The 25,593-nt window shown below is 43.3% G+C and carries 26 protein-coding genes and 1 tRNA gene; 15 read left to right on the top strand and 12 right to left on the bottom strand.

Annotation, left to right across the window (positions count from 1 at the left end):
* Positions 1–218 precede the first annotated feature (218 nt).
* The 9 genes from A8806_RS25595 (at position 219) to A8806_RS25560 (ending at position 7,610) form a co-directional block, all read left to right on the top strand.
* The gene (locus A8806_RS25595) at positions 219–893 is read left to right on the top strand and encodes a GntR family transcriptional regulator (RefSeq protein WP_109733986.1); all 675 of its coding nucleotides are present in this window, start codon (positions 219–221) and stop codon (positions 891–893) included.
* 127 nt (positions 894–1,020) lie between these two features.
* Positions 1,021–1,188 (top strand): hypothetical protein, encoded by a 168-nt coding sequence (locus A8806_RS26380; protein ID WP_181368878.1) that lies wholly within the window; start codon positions 1,021–1,023, stop codon positions 1,186–1,188.
* A 116-nt stretch (positions 1,189–1,304) separates the two neighbouring features.
* Positions 1,305–2,483, top strand: a complete 1,179-nt coding sequence (locus A8806_RS25590; RefSeq protein ID WP_109733985.1) for an amidohydrolase — start codon at positions 1,305–1,307, stop codon at positions 2,481–2,483.
* A 68-nt stretch (positions 2,484–2,551) separates the two neighbouring features.
* Positions 2,552–3,226, top strand: a complete 675-nt coding sequence (locus A8806_RS25585; protein WP_109733984.1) for a response regulator transcription factor — start codon at positions 2,552–2,554, stop codon at positions 3,224–3,226.
* Positions 3,214–4,392 carry a HAMP domain-containing sensor histidine kinase gene (locus A8806_RS25580; RefSeq protein WP_109733983.1) on the top strand — a complete coding sequence of 393 codons (1,179 nt, stop codon included), beginning with the start codon at positions 3,214–3,216 and terminating at the stop codon, positions 4,390–4,392. Before A8806_RS25585 ends, A8806_RS25580 begins: the two co-directional genes overlap by 13 nt.
* Positions 4,393–4,484: 92 nt before the next feature.
* A complete protein-coding gene (locus A8806_RS25575) occupies positions 4,485–4,826 on the top strand; it encodes a nucleotidyltransferase domain-containing protein (RefSeq protein ID WP_109733982.1) in 342 nt (113 codons plus the stop codon).
* A 185-nt stretch (positions 4,827–5,011) separates the two neighbouring features.
* Positions 5,012–6,076 carry an ABC transporter permease subunit gene (locus A8806_RS25570; RefSeq protein ID WP_109733981.1) on the top strand — a complete coding sequence of 355 codons (1,065 nt, stop codon included), beginning with the start codon at positions 5,012–5,014 and terminating at the stop codon, positions 6,074–6,076.
* A complete protein-coding gene (locus A8806_RS25565; RefSeq protein ID WP_242996274.1) occupies positions 6,073–6,735 on the top strand; it encodes an ABC transporter permease in 663 nt (220 codons plus the stop codon). Before A8806_RS25570 ends, A8806_RS25565 begins: the two co-directional genes overlap by 4 nt.
* Positions 6,732–7,610 carry an ATP-binding cassette domain-containing protein gene (locus tag A8806_RS25560; protein ID WP_109733980.1) on the top strand — a complete coding sequence of 293 codons (879 nt, stop codon included), beginning with the start codon at positions 6,732–6,734 and terminating at the stop codon, positions 7,608–7,610. Before A8806_RS25565 ends, A8806_RS25560 begins: the two co-directional genes overlap by 4 nt.
* 28 nt (positions 7,611–7,638) lie before the next feature.
* Here A8806_RS25560 and A8806_RS26715 read toward each other — a convergent pair whose 3' ends face one another.
* From A8806_RS26715 to A8806_RS25530, 6 genes are all read right to left on the bottom strand, one after another.
* A complete protein-coding gene (locus tag A8806_RS26715; protein ID WP_242996273.1) occupies positions 7,639–9,057 on the bottom strand; it encodes a glycoside hydrolase family 32 protein in 1,419 nt (472 codons plus the stop codon).
* A 19-nt stretch (positions 9,058–9,076) separates the two neighbouring features.
* Positions 9,077–10,393 carry an ABC transporter substrate-binding protein gene (locus tag A8806_RS25550; RefSeq protein ID WP_109733987.1) on the bottom strand — a complete coding sequence of 439 codons (1,317 nt, stop codon included), beginning with the start codon at positions 10,391–10,393 and terminating at the stop codon, positions 9,077–9,079.
* 22 nt (positions 10,394–10,415) lie between these two features.
* Positions 10,416–12,137 (bottom strand): glycoside hydrolase family 13 protein, encoded by a 1,722-nt coding sequence (locus A8806_RS25545; RefSeq protein ID WP_109733979.1) that lies wholly within the window; start codon positions 12,135–12,137, stop codon positions 10,416–10,418.
* Between the two features lie 67 nt (positions 12,138–12,204).
* Positions 12,205–13,026 carry a carbohydrate ABC transporter permease gene (locus A8806_RS25540; protein WP_109733978.1) on the bottom strand — a complete coding sequence of 274 codons (822 nt, stop codon included), beginning with the start codon at positions 13,024–13,026 and terminating at the stop codon, positions 12,205–12,207.
* Positions 13,026–13,892 (bottom strand): carbohydrate ABC transporter permease, encoded by an 867-nt coding sequence (locus A8806_RS25535; RefSeq protein ID WP_109733977.1) that lies wholly within the window; start codon positions 13,890–13,892, stop codon positions 13,026–13,028. The genes A8806_RS25540 and A8806_RS25535 overlap by 1 nt, the downstream gene beginning before the upstream one ends.
* A gap of 230 nt (positions 13,893–14,122) precedes the next feature.
* The gene (locus A8806_RS25530) at positions 14,123–15,157 is read right to left on the bottom strand and encodes a LacI family DNA-binding transcriptional regulator (RefSeq protein WP_109733976.1); all 1,035 of its coding nucleotides are present in this window, start codon (positions 15,155–15,157) and stop codon (positions 14,123–14,125) included.
* 225 nt (positions 15,158–15,382) lie between these two features.
* Between A8806_RS25530 and A8806_RS25525 the strand changes: the two genes are divergently transcribed.
* The 6 genes from A8806_RS25525 to A8806_RS25500 all read left to right on the top strand — a co-directional run bounded on the left by A8806_RS25525 (position 15,383) and on the right by A8806_RS25500 (position 21,044).
* The gene (locus tag A8806_RS25525; protein ID WP_109733975.1) at positions 15,383–16,213 is read left to right on the top strand and encodes an AraC family transcriptional regulator; all 831 of its coding nucleotides are present in this window, start codon (positions 15,383–15,385) and stop codon (positions 16,211–16,213) included.
* Between the two features lie 109 nt (positions 16,214–16,322).
* On the top strand, positions 16,323–16,940 hold the full coding sequence (locus A8806_RS25520) for a DUF4867 family protein (protein WP_109733974.1): 618 nt from the start codon (positions 16,323–16,325) through the stop codon (positions 16,938–16,940).
* 70 nt (positions 16,941–17,010) lie between these two features.
* Positions 17,011–18,495 carry an L-fucose/L-arabinose isomerase family protein gene (locus A8806_RS25515; RefSeq protein ID WP_109733973.1) on the top strand — a complete coding sequence of 495 codons (1,485 nt, stop codon included), beginning with the start codon at positions 17,011–17,013 and terminating at the stop codon, positions 18,493–18,495.
* A 68-nt stretch (positions 18,496–18,563) separates the two neighbouring features.
* Positions 18,564–20,036 carry a xylulokinase gene (gene xylB, locus A8806_RS25510; protein ID WP_109733972.1) on the top strand — a complete coding sequence of 491 codons (1,473 nt, stop codon included), beginning with the start codon at positions 18,564–18,566 and terminating at the stop codon, positions 20,034–20,036.
* A 138-nt stretch (positions 20,037–20,174) separates the two neighbouring features.
* Positions 20,175–20,813: a lactate utilization protein gene (locus A8806_RS25505; RefSeq protein WP_109733971.1), complete on the top strand. Its 639-nt coding sequence runs from the start codon at positions 20,175–20,177 to the stop codon at positions 20,811–20,813.
* A 30-nt stretch (positions 20,814–20,843) separates the two neighbouring features.
* Positions 20,844–21,044: a hypothetical protein gene (locus A8806_RS25500; protein WP_181368877.1), complete on the top strand. Its 201-nt coding sequence runs from the start codon at positions 20,844–20,846 to the stop codon at positions 21,042–21,044.
* A gap of 183 nt (positions 21,045–21,227) precedes the next feature.
* On the opposite strand, the gene A8806_RS25495 is transcribed toward A8806_RS25500, so the two are convergent.
* From A8806_RS25495 to A8806_RS25470, 6 genes are all read right to left on the bottom strand, one after another.
* A complete protein-coding gene (locus tag A8806_RS25495) occupies positions 21,228–21,359 on the bottom strand; it encodes a cysteine-rich KTR domain-containing protein (protein ID WP_109733970.1) in 132 nt (43 codons plus the stop codon).
* On the bottom strand, positions 21,349–23,061 hold the full coding sequence (locus A8806_RS25490) for an FtsX-like permease family protein (RefSeq protein WP_109733969.1): 1,713 nt from the start codon (positions 23,059–23,061) through the stop codon (positions 21,349–21,351). The genes A8806_RS25495 and A8806_RS25490 overlap by 11 nt, the downstream gene beginning before the upstream one ends.
* A gap of 5 nt (positions 23,062–23,066) precedes the next feature.
* The gene (locus tag A8806_RS25485) at positions 23,067–23,762 is read right to left on the bottom strand and encodes an ABC transporter ATP-binding protein (protein ID WP_109733968.1); all 696 of its coding nucleotides are present in this window, start codon (positions 23,760–23,762) and stop codon (positions 23,067–23,069) included.
* Positions 23,763–23,786: 24 nt separating this feature from the next.
* A complete protein-coding gene (locus A8806_RS25480) occupies positions 23,787–24,173 on the bottom strand; it encodes a DUF3021 family protein (protein ID WP_181368876.1) in 387 nt (128 codons plus the stop codon).
* Positions 24,170–24,619: a LytTR family DNA-binding domain-containing protein gene (locus A8806_RS25475; protein WP_109733966.1), complete on the bottom strand. Its 450-nt coding sequence runs from the start codon at positions 24,617–24,619 to the stop codon at positions 24,170–24,172. Before A8806_RS25475 ends, A8806_RS25480 begins: the two co-directional genes overlap by 4 nt.
* Before the next feature lie 437 nt (positions 24,620–25,056).
* Positions 25,057–25,127, bottom strand: a tRNA-Cys gene (locus A8806_RS25470).
* Positions 25,128–25,593 lie beyond the last annotated feature (466 nt).

Below are 25,593 nucleotides of genomic sequence, written 5' to 3'. Positions count from 1 at the left end.
GCAAATGTGATGAAAAATTTCTTTAAATCAGTACGTTTTTTAATGGTACGTGGGATTTAGTCTTGCATACAGGGTTCAGTTTTGGAATTCACGTGCGTCAACGCAGGAGCGGGCGGCTTTGACTGGAATGCGGTCAGATTTTATGTTATTATGGAGACTATAGGTAACTGTTTACAGGCGGCCTGTGACCGGCAGCGACTATAAAGAGGTGATTTAAGATGCCAATACCAAATGAAGAAAAAAATTATGAACGTACATCAGCTAAGCAGATGGTTTATGAAAAGATGAAGGACTGGATTATTGAGGGGAAACTGGAGGCCGGAGAGAAGGTGGCAGATGCCGAGATTGCTGCCTATTTCAAGGTGAGCAGGACTCCGGTAAGAGAGGCAATGCAGCTGCTGGAGATGCAGAAGCTGCTGAAGTCATATCCGGGTAAATCTACAATTGTAACAGAAATCCAGAGGGACCAGATCGAGAAGTATTATCTTCCGATGGCTAATCTGCAGCAGCTTGCAATGACGATGGCAGTTGAAAAGATTAAGCCGGAGCATATTGAGGAATTGCGGTACCTGAGTAAACGTTTCGGACACCTGATTGCCTCACAGGACGAGCCGCTTCCGATTCTGAAAGCGGATAGGGATTTTCACAGTTATATACTTGACATTGCGGACAATGAATATGTAAAAGATTTCTGCAATGTATTGTGGATTCATATCCAGCGTCTGGAATATAGTTTTTTCAAGGATTCCCCGTCTCTGGAACTGTCTGTGAAGGAACATGAAGAGATGATCAGTGCACTGGAATTCAAGGATGGATTCTCGGCTTCGATGCGGATGAAACAGCATTGGGACCGTACCGTGCTGGAAATTTACAGTTTGGAAAAACAGTCCTGATTTATTACAAAAAAGTAAGCCGTATTTTTGAAAATGAAAGGTTAATGTAAGGCAGCCGTAAACACCATATGTTAGAATAAATCATATACATAGTAGTGATGGATTTGACCCGGCAGGAGGCGGTTATATGGTGAAGAGACAAAGGGATTTTAAGGTTGTGGCAGAGATATTGAAAGGGATTGTGCTTTGTATTTTATTGTTTCCTGTAGGGGTTATATTCCTTGTATTAGGGACTATTACGGGACTTGCCGAGCTTTTTTTAAGAAAACTTGACAAATTTAAAATATGCAGCTGAAAGAAATAATAATTGCTGAGTATGTAAGGAAAGTTCCCTGTAAATACTTATAGGAGATACAGTAAGAATCTGTAAAAACTGTATCTTTACAGGTATTTATGGAAGGGGACTTTTTTATGTGGATTGTGAACGGAAGAATATATACGATGTCGGGAGATGTAATCAGCAATGGATATGTAAGGACCAAAGGAAATCTGATCCAATCAGTGGGAACGATGGAGAGTCTGAAAAAGGAAAAGAAGGATCCGGCACATGGCAAGAATGAGAAGGTGCTGGATGTACATGGGGCATGGGTGCTGCCCGGATTGATCGAGGCCCACGCCCATATAGGCCTGACGGAAGAAAAAAACGGTATTATCGGTGATGACTGTAATGAGATGACCAATCCGATCCTTCCGGGGCTAAGGGGTCTGGATGGCGTGAATGCGATGGACCCGGCTTTTCACGATGCGATTCAGGCCGGAATCACTTCCGTTATGGCGGGCCCGGGAAGTGCAAATGTAGTTGGCGGCCAGTTCGTTTTCATGAAAACTCAGGGCAGATGTGTGGACAATATGATTGTGAAAAGTCCTGCCGCCATGAAGGTGGCATTTGGCGAAAATCCAAAGACGTCATATGGGGACCAGAATATGTGCCCGGCGACGAGAATGGGGATTGCATACATGCTGCGAAAGGAGTTGTTTCAGGCATCGCAGTATCTGGAGAAGAAAGAGAGCGGCAAGCTTGAAGAACAGGACTTTGATCTGGAACCGTGGATTCCTGTGCTGAAAAAAGAAATTCCGTTAAAGGCCCATGCACACCGGGCGGATGATATTCTTACCGCGATCCGGATCGCGAAAGAATATGATATCGATATTACACTAGACCACTGTACAGAGGGGCACCTCATTGCAGATGAAATCGCCGCGTCTGGTTTTCCGGCTATCGTCGGGACGGACCTGACGGCCCGGTCCAAAGTGGAGGTTGAATATATGAGCTTTAAGACAGCCGGGATTCTGGCAGATGCGGGCGTGAAGGTGGCTGTGACGACCGACCATCCGGTAGCGCTGATCCAGTACCTTCCGATCTGTGCCGGATATTCTGTGAAATACGGGCTTCCGATGGAAGAAGGCCTGAAGGCGCTCACCATCTATCCCGCACAGATCTGCCGTACAGATGACCGTGTGGGAAGCCTTGAGCCCGGAAAGGACGCAGACATTGCAGTGTTTGACGGAAATCCTATGGAAGTATTTACCCAAACACTTTATACAATTGTAGACGGGGAAATTGTCTATGACAGGGAGGAAAACAGGTAGTATACTGCCGGAGAGACGCTTGTTTCTCCGGCATTTTAATAGTATGATGTTAAAAGAGGTGACACATAATGAATTATAAAATACTCATGGTGGATGATGACGAAGAACTGCTGAAAATGCTGCGTAATTATTTTGAATTGAAGCAGTACTCTGTTATCACGGCATCAAATGGTATGGAGGCACTGGAAAAGATAAAACTGTCCCCGGACATCATTCTTTTAGATGTGAATATGCCTATGATTGACGGCATGGAAGTATGCAGGAGAATCCGGGATAAGATTTCATGTCCGATTATATTCCTCACGGCAAAAGTAGAAGAGCAGGACCGGATCAACGGGCTTTTGTCAGGTGGGGATGATTATATATTGAAGCCGTTCAGCTTAAAAGAGCTGGATGCCAGAATTACCGCCCACCTGAAACGCGAGGAGCGTCACAGGATTAAGGCGGACTACAGGTTCCACGGCGGCATGATGATCGATTATGCGGCGAAGAAGGTACAGGTTGGGGAAACCTATCTGGAGCTCACGAAACTGGAGTATGATATTATTGAATTCTTATCCATGCACCCGGGGCAGGTGTTCGATAAGGATCGTATTTACGAAAAGGTGTGCGGCTATGATGCGGAAGGTGACAGCCGCGTTGTGACGGAACTGGTCCGCAGAATCCGTAAAAAAGTGGCAGAGCATACAGAAACCGAGTATATCGAAACAGTCTGGGGGATGGGATACCGATGGAAAAAATAAGAAATCTCTCGTTAAAGTCTTCGATTGTTCTTTATATGGCAGTAAGCCTGCTCTTCAGTTTCCTGCTGTCAGCAGTAATTGTACGGACGGCTACATATACACAGCAGCAGGTCTGGCAGAAATATGCAGACGACGGGTATTATGAAGCAGCGGAGAACAGGGAGGAGGGTTATGAGGTAATCGTTTCCAGACCGAACCAGAGCCAGATGTCAGAGATGGACTGGCATATATCTGAGCTGTGTGATTTTCTGGAAACATATACAGTTCTGATCGTTTCAATAGCGGGCAGCTTCATTGCGGTCGGACTGTTCTACAGAAATAAAATAAAGGTCCCGATCGAGGAACTGAATAAGGCTTCCCGGATGATTGCGGAAAATGAGTTGGAATTTCAGATTACATACGAAAATCGGGATGAATTAGGCCGCCTGTGCCGTGAGTTTGAGAAAATGAGGGGCCAGTTAGAGGAAAACAACCGGACACTCTGGCGCATGGTCGAGGATGAACGGGCGCTTCGTGCGGCCATCGCTCACGACATCCGGTCACCGCTTTCTGTGCTGAGCGGCTATCAGGAAACGCTGCTCGAATTTATACCGGAAGAGACACTTGATAAAGAACAAATCATCGATATGCTGAAGGCCGGCAGGGACCAGATCGGGCGGATGAACCGTTTTATAGAAACGATGAGAAATATGACAAGGCTGGAAGACCGCGAACTCGAGTATACAGATGTGGACGTGGAAGTTCTGGCTGGCCGGATACAGGAAGCGGCAGACATCATTTGCTGCAAAACGGGGAAACAATGCACAGTCAGGATACAGACTGGCACAAAGGTATTCGGGATAGATTCGGAGGTAGTCCTCGAGGTAGCAGAGAACCTCCTGTCCAATGCCCTGCGGTATGCGAAGGAAAAGACAGAGGTGATTCTAACATCGGCAGGACAGGAACTGACCATAACCGTTCAGGATGACGGACAGGGGTTCACGGAAGATCCCGATACACTTACAAAAGCCTTTTACCATTCGAACCCGCAGGATGACCTGAAACATTTTGGAATGGGAATGTATATCAGCCGGATCTACTGCGAAAAACACGGAGGCAGACTTTTGACAGGAAATCTGGCACAGGGAGGGGCGGTTGTACAGGCAGCATTTAAATTAGGAAAATAGTTGGGAGTTGGGATATATCCCGGCCAATGGATTGTTTGGAGTAAAACATTTGTGGTATACTTTATATATCAAATAGCGAAAGGGGGATAACGATGAATAACGATGAATTACGTGAAGTTACTGTACGTTTAGCAGATGAGCTGAAGAATTTATATAAAGACAAGTTGAAAGCTGTAATCCTGTATGGATCTGTGGCGAGAGGAACTGCTCAGAAAGATTCAGACGTTGATATATTAGTATTAGTAGATGCGACTCCAGGGGAGCTACGAACATATGAGGATGCATTGAGTGATATTTCGACGAATTTTGCGTTGGAGTTTTTTAAAGTATTTTCTATCATTGATATCAGTTTCAATGAGTTTTCAGAATGGAAGGATGTTTCCCCATTTTATAAAAATGTTGCCAGAGAAGGGGTGATGTTGTATGCCGCCTAGCAGAAATCTTTTTAAATAAAGTTCAAGGCTATTTAAAAAATGTAAATATGTGATTACACTCTTGCATTTCTATAATGCATTAAAACATCCCCGGGCATTTGTCCGGGGATATTTTTGATTTTATTGTCTTTTTGTTGTGAATTGTCCGGTATCCTGTCTTTAAAGAAGAGAAAGGCGGGATATTTATGAAAGCGATTATAAAGAGAGAAATCAGGAATTATTTGAAGAACCCTATCTTCTGGATCGGACTGGTGATTGTGATTGCAGGTGTCTATCAGTGTCTGGCCCCGTATATGAAAATCCATTATTTTAAATCAGACGAGGAGATTCAGAAGATTAAGGTCAGTGTGCTGTCTGACGCCGATATTGCAGACGGATATCTCCCTGCATCACCGGAAGAACAGGTGGAACTGGGAGCCGGAAGGATCAAAAAGTCTTTGACAGATGACCTGAAAATGTCAGAATCTGAGGCTGATGAGATCATCCGGGGGATTCAGGGAATGAGTGCAGCCGAGGCTGCAGAGTATCTGCGAAAATACCATTTCTATGGAGCAGAGTATGTTTTTGAGGACTACAGGTATCGCCAGGGGACTATGGAGGAAGTGAACGGATACATTTCCCAAAAACTTGAAAATCATGCATTCTCGTATTATTTCTCAAGAAAGTTTGCTGATTTCGGCGGCTTGTATATGGCCTTCTTCTCCGTGATACTTTTTGCATTTCTGTTCATTCAGGATACAAGAAAGAATACTTATGAACTGCTCCACACTAAGCCTGTCCGTGCATGGCAGTATGTGCTCGGGAAAGTGGGCGGGGGATTTCTGACCGGGCTGCTCGTTCTTGCTGTACTGAACGTGGTATTCATGACATTATGCTTCCTGTGTGCGAAAGACTCCGGTTTTCCGGTGAATCCGGCAGACTTTCTGTTTTCAACCTGCGTATACATTCTGCCAAATATGCTGATGATTATTTGTGTATACACGATAACTGCACTGCTGTTTAAAAATCCCCTTCCCGCGGTGCCGCTTCTGTTTTTGTACATTGTGTATTCGAATATGGGGAGCACCGGGCCGGACGGGATGTATGGTTATTACGGGAGACCCCTTGCAATCATGGTCAGGTTTCCCGGAACATTTTTTGATACCTCACCGCCGCCGATGGTTTGGTTAAACCAGTTGTTTCTGGTCTTTGCTTCCGCATTGCTGATGACACTGGCCGTATACATCTGGAAAAGGAGGCGGGTATATTGAGAAAAGAAATGAAAATCTGTCTTCCTGTTTATAAAGTATTATATTCAGCAGCGTTTATCGTCATATTAAGCATCATCCGGGGAATATCACGGATAAGCGAAATCGGATTGGCGATGGAACCTCCGGTTGGGCTGTTGGCGCTGGTGTTCTGCGCGGATACTTACTGGATCGAGATCCAGTCAAAAAGAGCAGAAGTATTTAAACTCTGCCCCCTGAAAAAGCAGGCGGGTGCTGTCCGGAAACGGCTGGCTATTCAGATGGTTTTTCTGACAGGATGTTCTGCAATGGGATATGGAATGTTTTACTGGCAGAAACCAATGGCGGTAACAGGCGGGGAACAGCTCGCAGAATTTTTGGTTTTTCTGGCTGCGATTACTGTAACCATTATGTTTTGGGGAACCTTATCCATGACAATCTGTAATATTTTCAGAAATATATGGGCGGGGATCGGCTGTACACTTTTTCTCTGGATGACACTAAATTCACAGGCGGGAGACCGGATTTTGGGAAAATACAATATATTTTCCTATACCTTCCGGGATTCCTACGACATCACCAATTTAAGCTGGCTGTGGGGAAAAGGTATTTCATTACTGATAACACTTGCTCTGGCCGCGGCAGTTCCGCTCATTTTAAAGAAAAGGGAGGCAGCACTATGAGTGTAAAAATAAAAGATTTGACAGTAACGTTTAAGAATCGTGTAACGGCAGTAAACCACGTGGATATGATAATTCCGAAAGGGATATACGGACTGCTCGGGGAAAACGGCGCAGGCAAGACAACACTGATGCGTGTGCTGACAACAGTATTGAAACCTACAGGTGGCACCGTTTCGCTGGATGGGATTATATACGGTGATAACACATATGAAAAAATCCAGAAGAAGATCGGTTACCTCCCTCAGGAGATTGATCTGTACCCGAACCTGACAGTGAGGGAATGTCTGGAGTATATGGGGGAATTATCTGGAATCGAAAAGACCGTCTGCAGTCAGAGGATTGATTTTTACCTTCAGAAAACGAGTCTGGCGGCTCATCAGAAGAAGAAAATAAGACAGCTTTCCGGTGGGATGAAACGCCGGGTGGGACTGATTCAGGCGCTTTTGAACGAGCCGGATTTCTTAATTGTAGACGAACCTACCACTGGTTTAGACCCTGAGGAACGTATCCGGATTCGTACACTATTAGTAGACTTCTCCAAAGACCGCACGGTTCTGTTTTCGACACACGTAGTGGAGGACCTGGCTGCCACCTGTAACCGGCTCTCTATCATGAAAAAAGGTTCCATCCTTTACTCGGGCGGTATAAGGGAACTGCTGGAAGAGGCAAAAGGCTGTGTCTGGAGCTGTTATGCGGAGAATGAAGAAGAGGCACTGGAACTGGAAAAAAGTTATCATGTTTCCGCCAAACAATATGTGGATAACGGGCTGAAATTGAAGCTGTTGTGTGAAAAAAAGCCAGATGCGGACTGCAGGCCGTGCGAAGTTACGCTGGAAGATGCGTATATTTATATCACAAATATGAAGGATTATTGATTTTGCAGGGGGTATTGGCCCCCTGCATTTATGAATCTGCCAGAAGGTGGTAAACGTTTCCTTTTACCTGTTCCAGTTTTCCATCCCTCATGTAAACATTTATCATTACCTTCTGTGCTTCCGGAAAAATGAGGTTGCTCATTACCGTTTCTCCACCGTTCAGGAAAAGCTCTGTCTGGGAATTATCCAGAAGCAGTCTAAGCTTCAGGCAGTTCCCGCGGCAGCCGGCGTATCCTTCGTATCTTCCAGGGAAATCCTTATGTGCATTGATACCGGCATGGGTCCGGTCAACGAAACATCTGTTGTTTTCCGGTTCTACACTTACATAGAATTCCTGCCCGCCGCCATAATCCAGTTTTAAACCAAATTCCCCGGGCCATGCCCCGCCCCGGTAAAATTCAAGCTCCAGCTCCTGGCTCAGATATGTAAACGGCAGTAAGAAGACAGTTTCCTTTTCGCCGTTCGCCTGATCGAAACTACTTACGGCAATCCGGGCGGCATCATGGTGGAGATATTTGATTTCTTCCGCGGGTTCCTGTATCAGCCGCCTGCCTGTCCCGCGGCCATTGCCGTCAGTCAGTTTCAGTTCTCTTACAAAGGACATTTGTCCCTTGAAAGGAGTTGTCGGAAGAAAATCCCGATACTGCCAGTTGTCTGCCCATGCGATCATCAGCCTGCGGCCGCCGGGTGCATGATTCCAGGTTACCCCGGCATAAAAATCCTTTCCATAGTCCAGCCACAGCACTTCTTCCTGCGGGTTGGAATTTCGAAATTGAATGCCGTCAAACTCTCCCACAAAATACTGCATACCGGTGCCGCCGGCTGGTGAACCCTGATTGATGCTGACGATCAGAATCCAGCAGAGTTCCCCATCAGTTTCCATTGGAAACAGATCCGGGCATTCCCATACCCCGGCATGGCTGCCGTGTCCTTTACCGAAAGAGGAGAGGTAAGACCAGTTCTCCAGATCGTCTGAACCATAGAACAAAGCTTCTGTACCGCCGGATAAGACCATGACCCATTTTTGCGTCTGCTCATGCCAGAATACTTTGGGGTCCCGGAAATCCGGTTTTTCAGGATGTGTAAGAATCGGGTTTCTGGGATGTTTTTCCCAAGTGCGCCCTGCGTCGTAGCTGAATGCCAGCCCCTGACTCTGTCTGCCAGTCCTGTGTTCACTGTATGTAAAAAATGCGGCCAGTCTGTGATTCTTCTCGTCTGCCACTGCACTTCCGGACCAGATCTGTCCAATTTCGTCTGGAAACAGTGCATTGGGAAGTCTCACCCAATGCACCAGATCCTGACTGACAGCATGTCCCCAGTGGATTTGTTCTTCTATATTATATTGATGAAATAGGTGGTACTCGCCTCTATAGTAAACCAGCCCGTTTGGGTCGTTAAGAATGTATGCCTCCGGCGAAAAATGATATTCTGGTCGAAATCGTTCCATACTGCCTCCTGTGTCTAATCTATTGAGCCTTTAACTCTTTAAAGTCTTTTTTCAGTTTTTCCACGCATCCATTCCAGTCATAGTCGCCGTTAAAATACCCCTGAAAGTCTGCTGCAGACTGTGTTTCATAACCTGACGGGAATCCGTTCATAACCCACGGCATCGTTTTTCCTTCATTAATGTATCTCTGAACTTCTTTTGACAGCGGGTCGCTGATTTCGATTCCGTCATAGTTTGTAAATGCCGGGATAAATCCAAAGTTATCTATAATAATTTTCTTCCCGTCATCTGACTGGAACAGCCAGTTTAAGAAATCTTTGGATGCCTGTTTCTTCTCATCGCCTGACTGGCTGTTAACGCACCAGTAGATGGAGATGCCTGTTGCAATACTGTCTTCGTTTACGCCCTTTAAAGGAATAGGGAGCATTCCAAGCTTCTCGGACATTTCTTCTGAAATTCCTTTTACCTCAGGCCCGATCCAGTTCCCCTGTTGGACAACGGCAACACGCTCAATTGCAATTCCCCCGCCAATCTGTGAAGAATAATCGACTGCATTCAGAAGGGCAAGGTTGTCTTTGGAAGTCGTATATTTTGTCTCCAGATCGACTAAATCTTTCAGTGCATCTGCATAAATCAAGTCAATAGAATCCTTCTGCCATAATTCAGAAGCTGAGGTAAATTCATTTGCCAGAGCCACATTTAGTGTATGTAATCCCGGAATCCATGACTCTTTGGCGGCATATTCTTCTACCGCTTCTAATGCAGGGAACTGTTCGGAAAGCTTTCCTGAGTCAATCTGCTCCTGCAGGTCTGCAAATGCTTTATCTATTGCATCATAGCTTGTCAATTTCTCCGCGTCAATTCCTGCGGCTTCAAAAATATCTTTGTTGTATACGAGGCCGTACCCTTCTATGCCTACCGGCAGCCCGTAAACTTTTCCATCTCTGGTCATATCATCTAAGGAACCATCCACGGCATTCTCTACCCACGGCTGGTCGCTCAGATCCTCTGTATATTCCAGAAGGTTGTCGAGCTTATCGCCTGCTGCATAGATATCTACGGAATCTTTGTTAAGAAGCTTTGCTTTCAGGTTCGTATTATAATCATTTCCCTGAATACTTTCCACATTGATCTTTACATCCGGATTCTGCTCCATATACGTTTTTGCCGCCGCTTCTAGCTGGGATGCAATCTCTGATTTGTTCTGGTACAGATTAATGGTAACCTGTCCGTTTTTACCTCCATTTTCTCCGGACTTGTCCGAAGACCCGCAGCCTGCCAGAGATGCAGTCACCATAGCCGCCGCTAACATTGCACACAATACTTTTTTCCTCATCTTTTTTTCCTCCTGAAATTTATTAAAATAAAGTAACAACGGTTTCATATGGGTGCAGAAGAATGCTTCCGTCTTCTCCTGTACGCCCCTCACTGCCATAAGCAGCAATTAACATTTTGTCCTCGTGGCTGTAATTTGAAATGAGTATTCTGCCTTTTGTTCCTTTTAGTTCGTCCGGTATCTGCATACGGACCTGAGCATCTGTAAAGTTGCAGGCCACAAGCAGTTTTTCCTGATCCAGCGTTCTCATGTATGTAAAGGTTTTATCACTTTCCGGGTCCAGCAGGCGGTAATCACCGTACACAATGATGCGGTACTTTTTCCTCAGCGCAATCAGCCGTTTATAATAGTTTAAAATAGATTCCTCATTTTGCTGCTGATCTTCTACATTGATTGATTTATAATTCGGATTTACGGTAAACCAGGGGGTTCCTTTCGTGAAACCGGCATTTTCCCTGCTGTTCCACTGCATTGGTGTGCGTGCATTATCTCTGCTTTTCCAGCGGATACGCCGCATCATGGTTTCCTCATCCACGCCTTCCATTTTCGTACACTGTTCAAATGCCGTTCTGGATTCTATGTCCTCATATTCCTCAATCGTATCAAAATAAAGATTGGTCATGCCGATTTCCTCCCCCTGATAAATATAAGGGGTTCCCTGCATCATATGCAGACATGTGGCCAGCATTTTCGCAGACAGTTCCCGGTACGGGCCATCATTACCAAATCTGGATACGACCCTCGGCTGGTCGTGGTTATTCCAGTAAAGACTGTTCCAGGCTTTTTGGTACATTCCGTTCTGCCATCTGGTCATGATTTCCTTCAGTTTCCTCAGTTCAAATCTTTGGTCATTCCATTTGGAGTTTCCCAGATTGTCTACATTCATATGCTCGAATGTAAAGATCATATTCAACTCATTCTCATCGAATCCGGCGTATTTTATCCCGTCCTCCACGGAAGTGTTTAAGGTTTCCCCTACTGTTATCACATCATGCTTACTCAGGATTTTCTCGTTCATCTCTTTCAGATAGATATGCGCCTGGGGCATATTATGCGTGTAGGGGACAAGATCACCGTAAGGCGCATTCCCATCTTTTATACCATCCGGAAAATTCTGGTCCTTTCCGATCAGGTTGATGACATCCATCCGGAAACCGTCAATCCCTTTGTTCAGCCACCACTGCATCATGTCATAGATTTCTTCCCGGACAGCCGGATTTTCCCAGTTCAGGTCAGGCTGCTTGCGTGAAAATATATGCAGATAATATTCTTTGCGTTCTTCACAGTATTCCCATGCAGAGCCTCCGAAGAAAGAGCCCCAGTTGTTGGGCGGGTTCTCCCCCTTTCCCTTTTTCCAGATATAATAATCCCGGTACTTGCCGCCATCCAGGGCACGTTTGCTCTGGTTAAACCATTCGTGTTCATCGGAAGTGTGGTTGACGACAAGGTCCAGCATGATTTTAAGCCCTCTTTTATGTGCTTCTTCAAGCATCCTGTGAAAATCCTCCATTGTACCGAATTCCTCCATGATATCCCTGTAATTGCTGATATCATAACCATTATCGTCATTCGGCGATTTACAGACAGGTGACAGCCAGAGCACGTCCACCCCCAAATCCTTTAGATAATCTAATTTTGTTGTAATCCCGTTAATATCACCTATTCCGTCACCGTTGCTGTCGCAAAAGCTTCTAGGATAAATCTGATATACGACACATTCTTTCCACCAATTTTGTTCCTTCATGTCCTGTCTCCATTTCTCAGTCTCATTTCCTGACAGCTTTGGCCTGCCGTAACTGTCAGCTCATTTCTTACTTTACAGCACCGTCTGTGATTCCCTTTACAATATGTTTCTGGCAGCACAGATAAAAGATGATAATCGGAATCATACACAGAATCAGAGCGGCCGTTGCCAGATCCCACTTTTTCGTAAACTGCCCGAAGAACAGATATGTACGCAGCGGCAGTGTCTGCATGCCGTCTTTATTGATGACCAGGGATGGAAGTAGGAAATCATTCCATATCCACATGACATTTATTACGGCAACTGTAACCAGTATGGTTTTTAAAAGCGGCACTACAATATAAAAGAATGTCTGGAACATATTGCAGCCGTCAATGGTAGCCGCTTCTTCCAATTCTACAGGTACATTTTTTATGAATCCATGCAGCAGTACGATCGACATGCTGCACCCGAAGCCGACATACATAAAGACCAGTCCCGGACGGTTCATTAGATTCATCTTACTCATAAAATCGACAAGCGGCAGCATTACACACTGGAACGGGATCAGCAGTGCTGAGGAGAAGACAAGGAATAAGACCTTGCTGCATCTCGTTTTATACCTGACAAGGACCCACGCCGCCATTGCTGATACAAGGAGAATCAGGACGGTAGCGATCACGGTAATGACAAGTGAATTGGTGAAAGCACTCAGAAAATCCAGTTTCTCAAATGCCTGCTTATAATTATCGAAGGAAAACTGCTGCGGCAGTGCAAGGATGTCCAGATAGATTTCCTTCAGTGATTTAAAAGAACTATTCAGGAGAATCAGTACCGGTGATATAAATATCACGGCAAGAATGGTTCCCAGAATGCCAAAACCTATATTTTTTGTCCTGCTTTTTGCCATTACGCTTCGACCTCCCTCTTCTTTGTGATTGAAAGCTGAATGACAGATATCGTCATTACAATCAGCATAAAGATAACTGCCTTAGATTGTGCCATACCAAACCGTCCTTCTGAAAATGCCGTATTATAAATATTCAGGGACATCATCTGTGTGCTGTTTGCAGGGCCTCCGCCTGTCAGGGAAATGTTCTGGTCAAACAGTTTAAATGAATTTGAAATTGACAGGAACAACCCAATCGTAAATGCAGGCATCATAAGCGGCAGGATAATGCTTTTTAATTTCTGGAACCCGGCTGCACCGTCGATTTCTGAAGCTTCAATCACGGAATCCGGTATGTTCTGTATCTGGGCTATATAAATAATCATCATATAACCGGAAAGCTGCCATGTCACAACGATTAAAAGCCCGATAAATCCGGTTTCCGTGTTGGACAGCCATCCCTGAAGGAAGTCCAGATGCAGTGCCTTCCCCAGTGCGTCAAACACCTGGACGAAAATGAACTGCCATGTAAAACCGAGCAGAATTCCGCCGATCAGGTTTGGCAGGAAGAATACTCCCCGCATCAGGTTTGCCCCTTTCATCTTGCGGGTGACCAGCATGGCAAGGGCAAATCCTACGACATTTACGGAAATGACTGCACAGACAGAGAACGCAAAAGTAAACAAAAATGCATGTGCGAACTTCGGATCATTCGTAATTGTCGTGATATAATTCTGCAGACCTACAAAGTTTTTCTGGCTGCCGATTCCATTCCAATCCGTAAATGAATAAAAGATTCCCATCAATGTCGGAATGGCCTGAATTAAAATAAAAGAAATCATTGCGGGTGCAAGAAACACCCAGAACCCCCATTTTGGCTTTCGCATATTTACATCTCCTTTTCGAATGCTTGTTATCTTTCTTGTCTCTACTGTATCACACCGTATTCGCACAGGCAAAGGTTTTATATAAAACCTATATTTTGGATATAAATAAAAGCTGATTTATATACATTTTATATATGCAATTTATATATAATTAACAAAAATGCGTATTCATAAAACTTTTTCAGAGTTCTACGAATACGCATTTTTTGTAGCTTTACCAGATATCAGAGTTATCTGTCTTTGTTATTTTTGTTATTGATTATCTTCACAGACCGTCCTTTTATCAGCCAGACGGGCCTCTTTACATCTATATTTCCGACCAGCTTTCCCGCAATCATATCGAGCATGAGAGAAACTGCAACTTCCGCCTTATCGGTAATATCCTGATGGATGGTAGTCAGTCTGGGTATCGCATATTGTGCGAGGAGACTGTCATCAAACCCGGCGATGGCAATTTCATCCGGTATCTGGATTCCTTTTGTCTGGAAATACCTCATTGCCTCCAGTGCAAACGTATCTGACGCAAAAAACAATGCGGCATTTTTGTTCACAAACTTCATCAGACCCTCATAATTGTGCAGACGCATCTCAAAAGAATCCTCCAGTATTGTAAAATTATATGGTTTGTAGGGAATCCCCCCTTCTTCCAGCGCCCGGCGGTATCCGAGCCACCTCTGGTGGTCGACACCGGCGTCTTTATTAGCAAACATCAGTATATTGGTATATCCACATTCTATCAGATATTTGGTCATAATATATCCGCCCTGTTCGTCCTCGAGCCCTACATTTACAAAGTCATCGTTAAACTTATCGATCAAATCTATGGCAACGATCGGTTTACCTGTTAACGTGCGGATTTTCACGTAATCGTTATGAGTAAATGTAATTGCAATCAGCCCGTCCACATTCCATGCGAGCGCCATCTTAAAGATATCGTCCAGATCCTCCGCCGCATAAAGCATCATATAGTAACCGGCCTCACGGATATTTTTTTCCAGAACACCAATCACATGGCTGTAGAAGGAATCTGCAATAACAGTATTCTCGTAATGTCTGGAAACGTGGATTACGACCCCGATAATCTTGGAACTGCCGTTCTTCAGACCACTTAAACCCATCCTCGGGACATAATGATTCTCTTCCAGAATCTTTTTAATCTTCTGTATATTCGCCTGTGAGACTTTTTTTGTATTTCCGTGGAGTACATTATAGACCGTCGTCATACTGACTCCTGCTATTTCGGCAATTTCTTTCACTGTAATCATTTCGATGTATTCCTCCTGTATCCTGCGTAAAGCCAGACGGCATTTTTGACATCTGCAAGTTCATTGTAATGGACTACTTTCTGTAAAACAAGCGAAATCTTTGCTTCCGGTATCATGACATTAATATGTCGGTGTGATAGAATAAATAATAAAGCAGTCATCATAGTGATAAATTATAACGTTACCGCCTGCATGCCGGAGCGGTTTTGAATAGGAGTGGTATTTATGGAATTTAGTCATGAATTGATCATGCCAAATGAAGATCTGCCTTTTAAGATGTTTATTTTTGAAGGGAAGGACGGCAATTATTTCCGGGACAAGCACTGGCACAGGTCTATCGAAATATTTGCGGTGTTTGAAGGGTCCCTTACTTTTTATATTAATCAGGAGATGTATCCTCTTAAGGCTGGGGAATTTATGCTGGTGAACTCTAACGAAATCCATTCCGTTGATTCCCCGGACAGGAATATGACGGTGGTAGTGCAGATTCCTTTGAAGACGTTTGAAGACTATTTCACCGGGGAACAGTTCATCCGGTTTACTCATGATTCGAAGAGGCAGGATGAGCGGGTGATGAATGTCATTTCGGATATTTATGAGGCGTATACTGAAAAAGGGTGCGGGTATGACCTCAAGGTGCAGAGTCTGTTTTATGAGCTTTTATACCTGATGGTGACGAAGTACCGGGAGACGGAAGTGAGTCAGGAGATGGTGAAGCAGAACCGGAAACTGTCACGGCTGTCTATGATTACTTCTTATGTGAAGGAACATTATACGGATGAGCTCTCACTGGAGCGTCTGGCGGAGATTTTTGGCTATTCGCCCGCCTATCTGTCCCGGATGTTCCAGAAATATGCAGGGATTAATTATAAATCTTACCTGCAGGGGATACGTGTAGATCATGCCTATCAGGAACTGGCGAATACACAGCGGACGATCAGTGAGATCGCTTTGGAGAATGGATTTCCCAATAGTAAGGCATTTACGAAGGCATTTTCGAAGAAGTATGGGATGCTGCCGAGTGATTACAGAAAGAGGACAAAAAAGTGCCCTTGATTAGATAAGTAAGTGGTCGAAAAAGAACTGTTTCATTGATAAAATAACCTCATCAGGGGAATATTTATTTTCCCCGTCATCATGTAAACAAAATTAGGAGGTTAGCATAATGAATATTCAGAAAGTAACTGATTCTTCATTTGGCAAGTATGGAAAGGTCCTGGAGGGATATTCCATCTCAAGGATTCTGGAAGAGATGGAGCATACGCCTCTGCCGGAAGAAGTGATCTATGTACCATCTGTAGAAGAGATGGAAGCGCTGCCGGAAGCAGAAGCCTTTAAAAACAGGGCATATGGCGGGCTGCCGATCCAGATTGGATACTGCAACGGGGACAATCATAAGCTGAATGGTCTGGAATACCACCGCTCATCAGAGATTAACATTGCAGTGACAGACCTGATCCTGCTTATTGGTTTACAGCAGGACATTCAGGCGGATTATACATATGACACTTCTCTGGTGGAGGCATTTTTCGTGCCGGCTGGAACCGTGATCGAGGTATATGCGACGACGCTTCACTATGCACCGTGCACCGCTGCAAAGGGCGGATTCAGATGCGTAGTCATTCTGCCGAAGGATACGAACACAGATTTGACATTTGAACCCGGAACAGAAGGAGAGGACCGTCTGATCACGGCAAAGAACAAGTGGCTGATTGCGCATGAGGATGCAGGGATCGAAGGCGCTTTCTGCGGGCTGAAAGGCGAGAACATCACGCTTGAGTAATTATTTCATTTTAAGTTTAGAGAGAACAGGACACTATAAAAAATAGTTTTATGAAAGGAAGGTACAAGTTATGAGTAACATGCCAGAATTAAAAATCGGAGTTGTAGCTGTCAGCAGAGATTGTTTCCCGGAGAGTCTTTCCGTGACAAGAAGAGAAGCACTGATCAATGCTTATAAGGAGAAATACGGGGAAGGCGAGATTTATGAATGTCCGATCTGTATTGTAGAAAGTGAAATCCACATGGTGCAGGCTTTAGAGGATGTTAAGAATGCAGGATGCAACGCGCTGGTTGTATATCTTGGAAACTTCGGACCGGAGATTTCAGAGACACTGCTTGCAAAACATTTTGACGGACCGAAGATGTTCATCGCGGCAGCAGAAGAGACAGGCAGCAACCTGCTTCAGGGACGCGGCGACGCTTACTGCGGTATGCTCAATGCAAGCTATAACCTGCAGCTGCGCAATATCAAAGCATATATCCCGGAATACCCGGTTGGAACAGCAGCAGAATGTGCAGATATGATCCATGAATTCAGACCGGTCGCCAGAGCAGTTGTTGCACTGAATGACCTGAAAATTATCAGCTTCGGACCTCGTCCGCTGAACTTCCTTGCATGTAATGCACCAATCAAGCAGTTATACAATCTGGGCGTGGAGATTGAAGAAAACTCCGAACTGGATTTATTTGAGGCATTTAACAAACATGCCGGTGATGAAAGAATTGCGGCAGTTGTAAAAGAGATGGAAGAAGAACTCGGTGCAGGCAACAAGAAACCTGAGATTCTTGAGAAACTGGCCCAGTATGAGATTACACTGAAGGACTGGATCGAGGAGCACAAAGGTTACAGAAAATACGTGGCAATTGCAGGAAAATGCTGGCCTGCATTCCAGACACAGTTTGGATTTGTTCCATGCTATGTCAACAGCCGCCTGACTGCACAGGGAATCCCAGTTTCCTGCGAAGTAGATATTTACGGTGCACTGAGTGAATTCATCGGAACCGTAGTCAGTGAAGACGCCGTAACACTGCTGGATATCAACAACACCGTACCGGCAGATATGTTTAAAGAAGACATTGAAGGCAAATACAACTATACACAGAAAGATACATTTATGGGATTCCACTGTGGTAACACAGCATCCAGCAAGCTTACTTCCTGCGAGATGAAGTACCAGATGATCATGGCAAGGGCTCTTCCAGAAGAAGTAACACAGGGAACACTCGAAGGCGATATCGTACCTGGAGACATCACATTCTTCAGACTCCAGAGTACCGCAGACTGTAAGCTCCGCGCATACATAGCACAGGGAGAAGTCCTTCCGGTAGCAACCAGATCCTTCGGATCCATTGGAGTATTTGCAATACCGGAGATGGGCAGATTCTACCGCCATGTACTGATTGAGGGCGGATACCCGCACCACGGCGCAGTTGCATTCGGAAACCACGGCAAGGCACTGTTTGAAGTATTCAAGTATATCGGCGTGCCGGTAGAAGAAATCGGATACAACCAGCCCGCAGGCGTAAGATACCCGACAGAAAATCCTTGGAAATAGTCAGAAATTTCAGAAAACGGAGAGCAAAGGGGTCAGACCCCTTTGCATCTCTTTGCAGGAGGTTACAGATGTTATATATAGGCGTAGACTTAGGAACCTCAGCGGTAAAACTGCTGCTGATGGATGAGAATGGCAAGATTCAGAATATTGTTTCAAAAGAGTATCTGCTTTACTTTCCGCATCCGGGCTGGTCCCAGCAGGATCCGCAGGACTGGTATGCACAGACTGTGGAGGGAATCAGGGAACTGACGGCTGACTGCGATAAATCTCAGGTTGCAGGAATCAGTTTTGGCGGACAGATGCACGGACTCGTTGTGTTGGATGAGAATGATGACGTGATCCGCCCGGCGATCCTGTGGAATGACGGCCGTACAGGGAAAGAGACAGACTACCTGAATAATGTGATTGGAAAAGATAAATTGTCCAAGTATACTGCAAATATTGCGTTTGCAGGATTCACGGCCCCGAAGATTCTCTGGATGAAAGAAAACGAGCCTGATAACTTCGCGAAAATCAGTAAGATTATGCTGCCGAAGGATTATCTTGCATACAAGTTAAGCGGTGTATTCTGCACGGATTATTCAGATGCGTCAGGTATGCTTCTTATGGATGTAGAGCATAAATGCTGGTCAAAAGAAATGATGGAAATCTGCGGTGTGACAGAAGCACAGCTTCCGAAACTGTATGAGAGCTATGATATTGTAGGAAGTATCAAGGCAGACCTGGCAGAAGAATTTGGCTTTACAGGTGATGTGAAAGTAGCGGCAGGTGCAGGAGACAATGCGGCGGCAGCAGTGGGAACAGGAACGGTCGGAGATGGTATGTGTAACATATCCCTCGGAACGTCAGGCACAATTTTTATTTCCAGCAAGTCGTTCGGCGTAGATGAAAATAATGCACTGCATTCCTTTGCACATGCGGACGGATATTATCACCTGATGGGATGTATGTTAAGTGCAGCTTCCTGTAACAAATGGTGGATGGATGAAATCTTAAAAACAAAGGAATATGCATCAGAGCAGGAAGGCATCGTAAAACTGGGAGAGAATCAGGTATTCTATCTTCCATACCTGATGGGAGAGCGCTCCCCGCACAATGATCCGAAAGCACGCGCAACATTCATCGGAATGACGATGGATACAACAAGGGAAGATATGACACAGGCGGTTCTGGAAGGGGTTGCCTTCGGTTTAAGAGATTCCCTCGAGGTTGCAAGAAGCCTTGGAATCAAGATCGAGCGGACAAAGATCTGCGGCGGCGGCGCAAAGAGCCCGCTGTGGAAGAAGATTATTGCAAATGTTATGAACTTAAAAGTAGATGTCATCGAGAGTGAAGAAGGACCGGGATACGGCGGAGCCATACTGGCGGCAGTTGGCTGCGGAGAATATGCATCCGTGGAAGAAGCGGCCGGAAAGCTTGTAAAAGTCATAGAGACTGTAGAACCGGACCCAGAACTCGTTGCAAAATATGAAGAACGGTATCAGAAATTCAGAAAGATATATCCGACCGTAAAAGGACTGTTTCAGGAACTGGCCGAATAGAAATTGATAAAATATTCTGAAAATGGAGCGCAAAGGGGTCAGACCCCTTTGCGCTTTTGTGTGGATTTTAAGTCCCATCCCGTTTATAATGAATACTAACAAATAAAACCAATTAAGTGAAAAAGAGGAGGACAAGCAATGGAAGAGAACCGCACGAAACGTAACCAGCTGCTGGCAGGGCACGTGATTAAGAATTTGAAGAACAGAAATATTGAAGGATACTATGCTAAGGATAAAGAGGAGGCGCTTAAGATTGCGCTGGAACTGATTCCGGAAGGGAGCACGGTTGGCTGGGGCGGATCGGCATCTATCAGTGAGATCGGGTTGAAACAGGCAGTCTGTGAGGGGAATTACGAGGTGATTAACCGGGATGTCTGTAAGACTCCGGAGGAGAAACGTGCGGCGGAGCTGAAATGTTTTGACAGCGACTATTTTCTTGCAAGTGCCAATGCGGTTACGCGGGATGGCGTGCTTGTAAATATAGATAAGTTTGCCAACCGTATCGCAGCGATTGCTTACGGGCCGAGAAATGTCATTCTGGTTATTGGGATGAATAAGATTGTGAGAAATGTTGAGGATGCGGCGAAGCGTGCAAGGGATGAGGCCAGTACTATCAATGCAGCCCGTCTGGATACGGAAACACCGTGCCGTAATACCGGTATGTGCTATGACTGCAAAGGGGCGAAATCACTCTGCTGCCAGATTCTTGTAACGCGCAGTTCAGCGGTGGATGGGAGGATGAAGGTGATCCTTGTGAATGATGCATTAGGATTCTAATCTAACGGTAAGTATCAGGACGAGATACGGATGCTGAAGGCCTATGGTGACAATACGCCGAATATTGTGGACAATATCAGGAACAACCTGAACTGGCAGGGGGTCCGCGATGTATTTTACCTGAGTATCAAGGATCTGCTGCTGGAAAAAAAGACACCGGCTGAGGTTGCCGCCGGTATTGACCAAAGCTGCAATACTGCACTTTCTATAGGGCGGGGGAAAGAAAAATAAACGGTGCTATAGCTCCATTCTTCCCAGTAGGGGGCTATTACAGCATTCTAAATGAACTGTCAGTTCATCTATATGACCACAATACTCCGCAGCAAGAATTGGGCTTTTTTCTTTGCCGTCGTGCGGCGGATGAATTTCATTAACAAAGAAAGAGTCGATAACACCAGCCCAAAGTTCTACTTGTTATCGGCTCTGCGTCTGTGCATCTGGCTCTTTGATAACGGATATTTTAAATTGTTGAACGTTAATTAGTGTCTTATTTTTACATTTTGGGCAATACAAAGGAAAGTTTTTCAAAATATTATTATTCTGCATAGATTATATCTGTAATTTCCTCTTTTTCTATAATTTTTTTAATTCTCAAACTAAAAGCTGCCTGTACCCCATAATAGATTAAGTTCATCAGTACAAAAGCTATTATGAGGACAAAAAGATTTATACCAAACGGCATATAATCGTTAGTAGAAACTGAAAGTGAATTTTGTATTGCTCTTGCTAATAGAATACTGGGTGTAAGAGTTATTACGAACACAACCCATAAAACAGGCAAATAAACATCTATCAATAATTTTCGTATATATTTGGTAGGATGTCCTAACATGCTCAATATCAAAATGTCATGGGTATTATCTTGAAAGCTGATATGCAAAACAAGAAAAATTAAAATAATTCCTACTAAAACACCCGTTACCTGATTGATTACAGCACTTGTTTTATTAGACACTGAATTGCGGTTTAATTCCTCAATTCGCTGCTCTTTGCTTGTTACAGTGCCACCTTTGAGTTTATCTGCGCTGAATGCACCATTATAAGAACCGGCTGGAATGTCAAGAATTTCTGTTAGTTGTTCTCCGTTCATATAAATATGGTTGGTTTGTGCGTTGGCAGCGATTTCTCCAACAATAAACTGATGCTGTTCATCAGCAATCGTAACGACTAAAATATCTCCGATTTTAACACCATAAATTTCCGAAAGTTCGGGGTTGATATAAACATATCCTGCATTTGGTGTTGTTAATAATTTGTTGTTTTTGTTTTGCAATTCATACAGTGCATTTATGTCATAAAGTCCCGATACAGTACATTTTATTTCATAATTATTTATCGTGATAGTTGATGCACTGTCAATGTACATCATTACATTACTGAACATGTCGGTAGTTTTATATTCTTGATATTGTATTTGATACTCATAATTATGACCTGTGGTTTGCGCATTAAATATCTTAGCACTACTGATATTCAGCGATTGACCTAAAATCATGCACACATTAAATGACATGACAGATACAAACAAAAGCAATATAGACAACGGCTTGCGTAGAGCAATTCTCAAAGAAAGTCTTTTATGTACGGGTACAATACGACTTATCTTATCCGCAATTTTCAATGTTACCGGAAAGCGATTTTGTATACTATTTCCTGCTAACAATGAACCAGCTTCTTTATTTCTTACAAAACCATAACACAATAATGCTACAATGCAAAAAATAATTGTTGAAACCACAAGACCTATTACTAAACTAAATCCACTTATACTTTTTGTTAAACCTGTCACATCATAAGTCTTTGTATTAGCCCTTATTAAAATAGCAGATAAGACATATCCCCCCAATAATCCCAATATTGCGCCCCAAATAGACAATACTGCTGTAAAAGCAATAAAGAAAAACTGCAAACTACTATTTTTAAAACCAAGAGTTTTTATGCACCCTATTTGCTTTTTATTCGTTCTGAAAAATCTGTAAAAAAACATAACAAATACTACTATGGAAAGACTTACAAGAGATAGCCAAAATGTATAAGCGAGTATCATATTTGAATTGAGTGCGCTTTTATATAGTTGTTGGTTGGCTGTAAGATTTTGCAAGCTATTCAGTATCTTTATGTTTCCATCAATAGAACCCATTACAAAGAAAAACGAAAGTGAGGTCAACATTGTAAGAAGTAATAACAATGACAGGAAGATTTTATCTTTTATAACTTGTTTGAAAAGCTGTTTATATATAAGTTTCATATCCCTCACCTCCAAATCATGTCGTTAGCAGATACTGGATTTTTATTTGCTATATCACTCGTAACCATTCCATCCTTCATTGTTATAATGCGATTGGCTGTATGTGCAATCTGTTCATTATGTGTTGCAAAAAGTATGGTAACGCCGAAAGTGTTTTTCAGACTGTGTAATAGTTCTACTACCTTTTTGCTGTTTTCTTCGTCCAATGCTCCAGTAGCTTCATCACAAAATATGAAAGGTGTTCCTTTGATAACTGCTCTCGCAATAGCAACCCGTTGTTGTTGCCCGCCGGATAGCTGTGCAGGAAACTTATCTAACAGTCCATCTATTTCCAGAATACGGGTCAATCTGTCAAAGGCAAGCGGTGTCATTTGGAAAGAAATACCGACTTTAATATTTTCTTCTGCCGTAAGGTTATTTAATAGCATATAATTTTGAAATACATAACCTATATTATTTCGTTTCCAATCGGCAAGCTCTGTCTGTGATAAAGTAGTAATTATTTTATCTTCATATTTAACTGTGCCTGTGGTAGGCTTTACCATTCCAGAAAGAATATTCAGAAGCGTGGATTTTCCTGAGCCGCTTGGTCCAAGAATTACAGTAAATGTTTCTTGATAAAGAGCAAGCGTAATTCCTTTGAGTACTTTTTCTTTTCCATAGTCTTTTGTTATTTTTTCTGCGCTAAGAATAGGGATCATCTTTCATTCTCCTTTGATGTAATGTTATTTTCGTTTTTGCAACAATTCATTTATTTCTTCAACTTCCTGCCGCATTTGAACCATGTTTAGAAAAACTCCGACAATATAAATAATCGTTGTCATTATAACAAGTACCCATATTGGGGTACTGCCATACCAGTTAAAAATTGCTCCAAAGATAATTACTACGACTTCCAGATAACCAATGTCTAACGCAAATTCCAATATGGCATAGCTGCTTTCAAATCTATGTGTAAAAAGTAATCCTATATGAATGACAATATTAACAATGAAAGATTGAAAAACGCTGTTGATAAGAAGAAACTGCGCACCGGAAATTGCACCCAAAATGGATAATATTAGTAAAGTAATTGCTGTGCTGCATAAAATGTTTACTGATATTTTTTTCAAATCCCTGTTCCTCCTTGTAATGCCTGTTTGATATTATCTAAATATTTACGGGTAATATAAAGCCTTTCTCCATTCTGCAAGGTTACTTCCATACGGCTGTTGATAAGCGGTTTTATGCTCTCTAAAATGTTAATGTTCAAAATACATGATTTGCTGATTTGTACAAATCCCAAATCCGCTAAATTTTCAGCTAATTGATATAACCTGTAATCTGTACGGAGAACATTTTTTTCAAGATAAATAAATGTCCGTTTATCTACACTTTCTATGTAAAAAATATCAGATACATTTACATAGCGTTCCGTATTTTCTTCATTACATTTAATTCGTGTATCAAATGACTGTATTAAAGTAATCAGTCGTTTCACCCGCTTATTTATTTTGGCATAGCAAATTAGAACTTCAATATCATTGCAACTTAAATCTTGTTTAGTTTTTATTATCATTTTGTCACCTGCTTTTTATTAAGTATATCCTGTGATTTCTATATTTCAATGAGTTCAATACTAAGATACAACTATCAGCTACCAACATACAAAAGAATATAAAATCATTATTTGCGTCGTTTATCGTTGGCTCTTTCATCGTGGTAGGAAGTGAGAGAAAAATTTTCTTGAATTTTTCTAAAATCTTCGACAAAATCGCTCTGTGCGGTGTTGTGGATAGCGAAAGGAGAAATGCCATGGAAAACAGGAAACGGAACGTACTGTCCGCCTATTCCCGCAAAATGCTCATTGACGGAAAAGGTCAGTGCAGAGCAATCCAAAGAAAAACCGAAAGACTTTTGATGATATGTCGGCAATTGAAAAAGGCGAGAGTTTAAAAAGAAAACAAAAAATAGAGGAAACGTTGAGTTTTCAGCGTTTCCTCTACTTTATACTAAAGGCACAGACCGGATTTGAACCGGTGATCAGGGTGTTGCAGACCCACGCCTTACCGCTTGGCTACTGCGCCATATCTGAATTGAGTTTACTATATATCATACTCAAACAGCTCTTAAATTATACCAGATAATTTTTGACGAGTCAAGATTTATGGGAAAAATCATCACGTAAAATCGTCACTGGTTACTGTTCACACCCAATGTCAGTTAGTTAAGTTACGAGGTTAAATCCTGAATAAGGGTCTAACCTAAATTTTAAAAAAATCACCTCTAAAGGTTGACACAGAGCCCAAAATGTGCGGCCGCTCTCGTTGCTGGTGTGACAGCAACAAGAGCGGCCCCTGTAATCAGAACTATATCTTTTGTCTGACTACAAGGAGGTCTCATATGTCATTTGCAAAACAGGTTAAAAACAATCTCTTAGAAATTATTTCAGGAATGGCGCTCCATCCCGAGAACTTTTCAAAACACCCTGAAACTGACTTCACCAGAAACAGAAAACTGGATTTCCCCTCTTTGCTGTATCTCATCATCTCT

Source organism: Faecalicatena orotica (assembly GCF_003149245.1).
Lineage (GTDB): Bacteria > Bacillota > Clostridia > Lachnospirales > Lachnospiraceae > Faecalicatena_A > Faecalicatena_A orotica.
The sequence above is the reverse complement of the archived record's forward strand: the minus strand, read 5'-3'. Positions and strand labels throughout refer to the sequence as shown.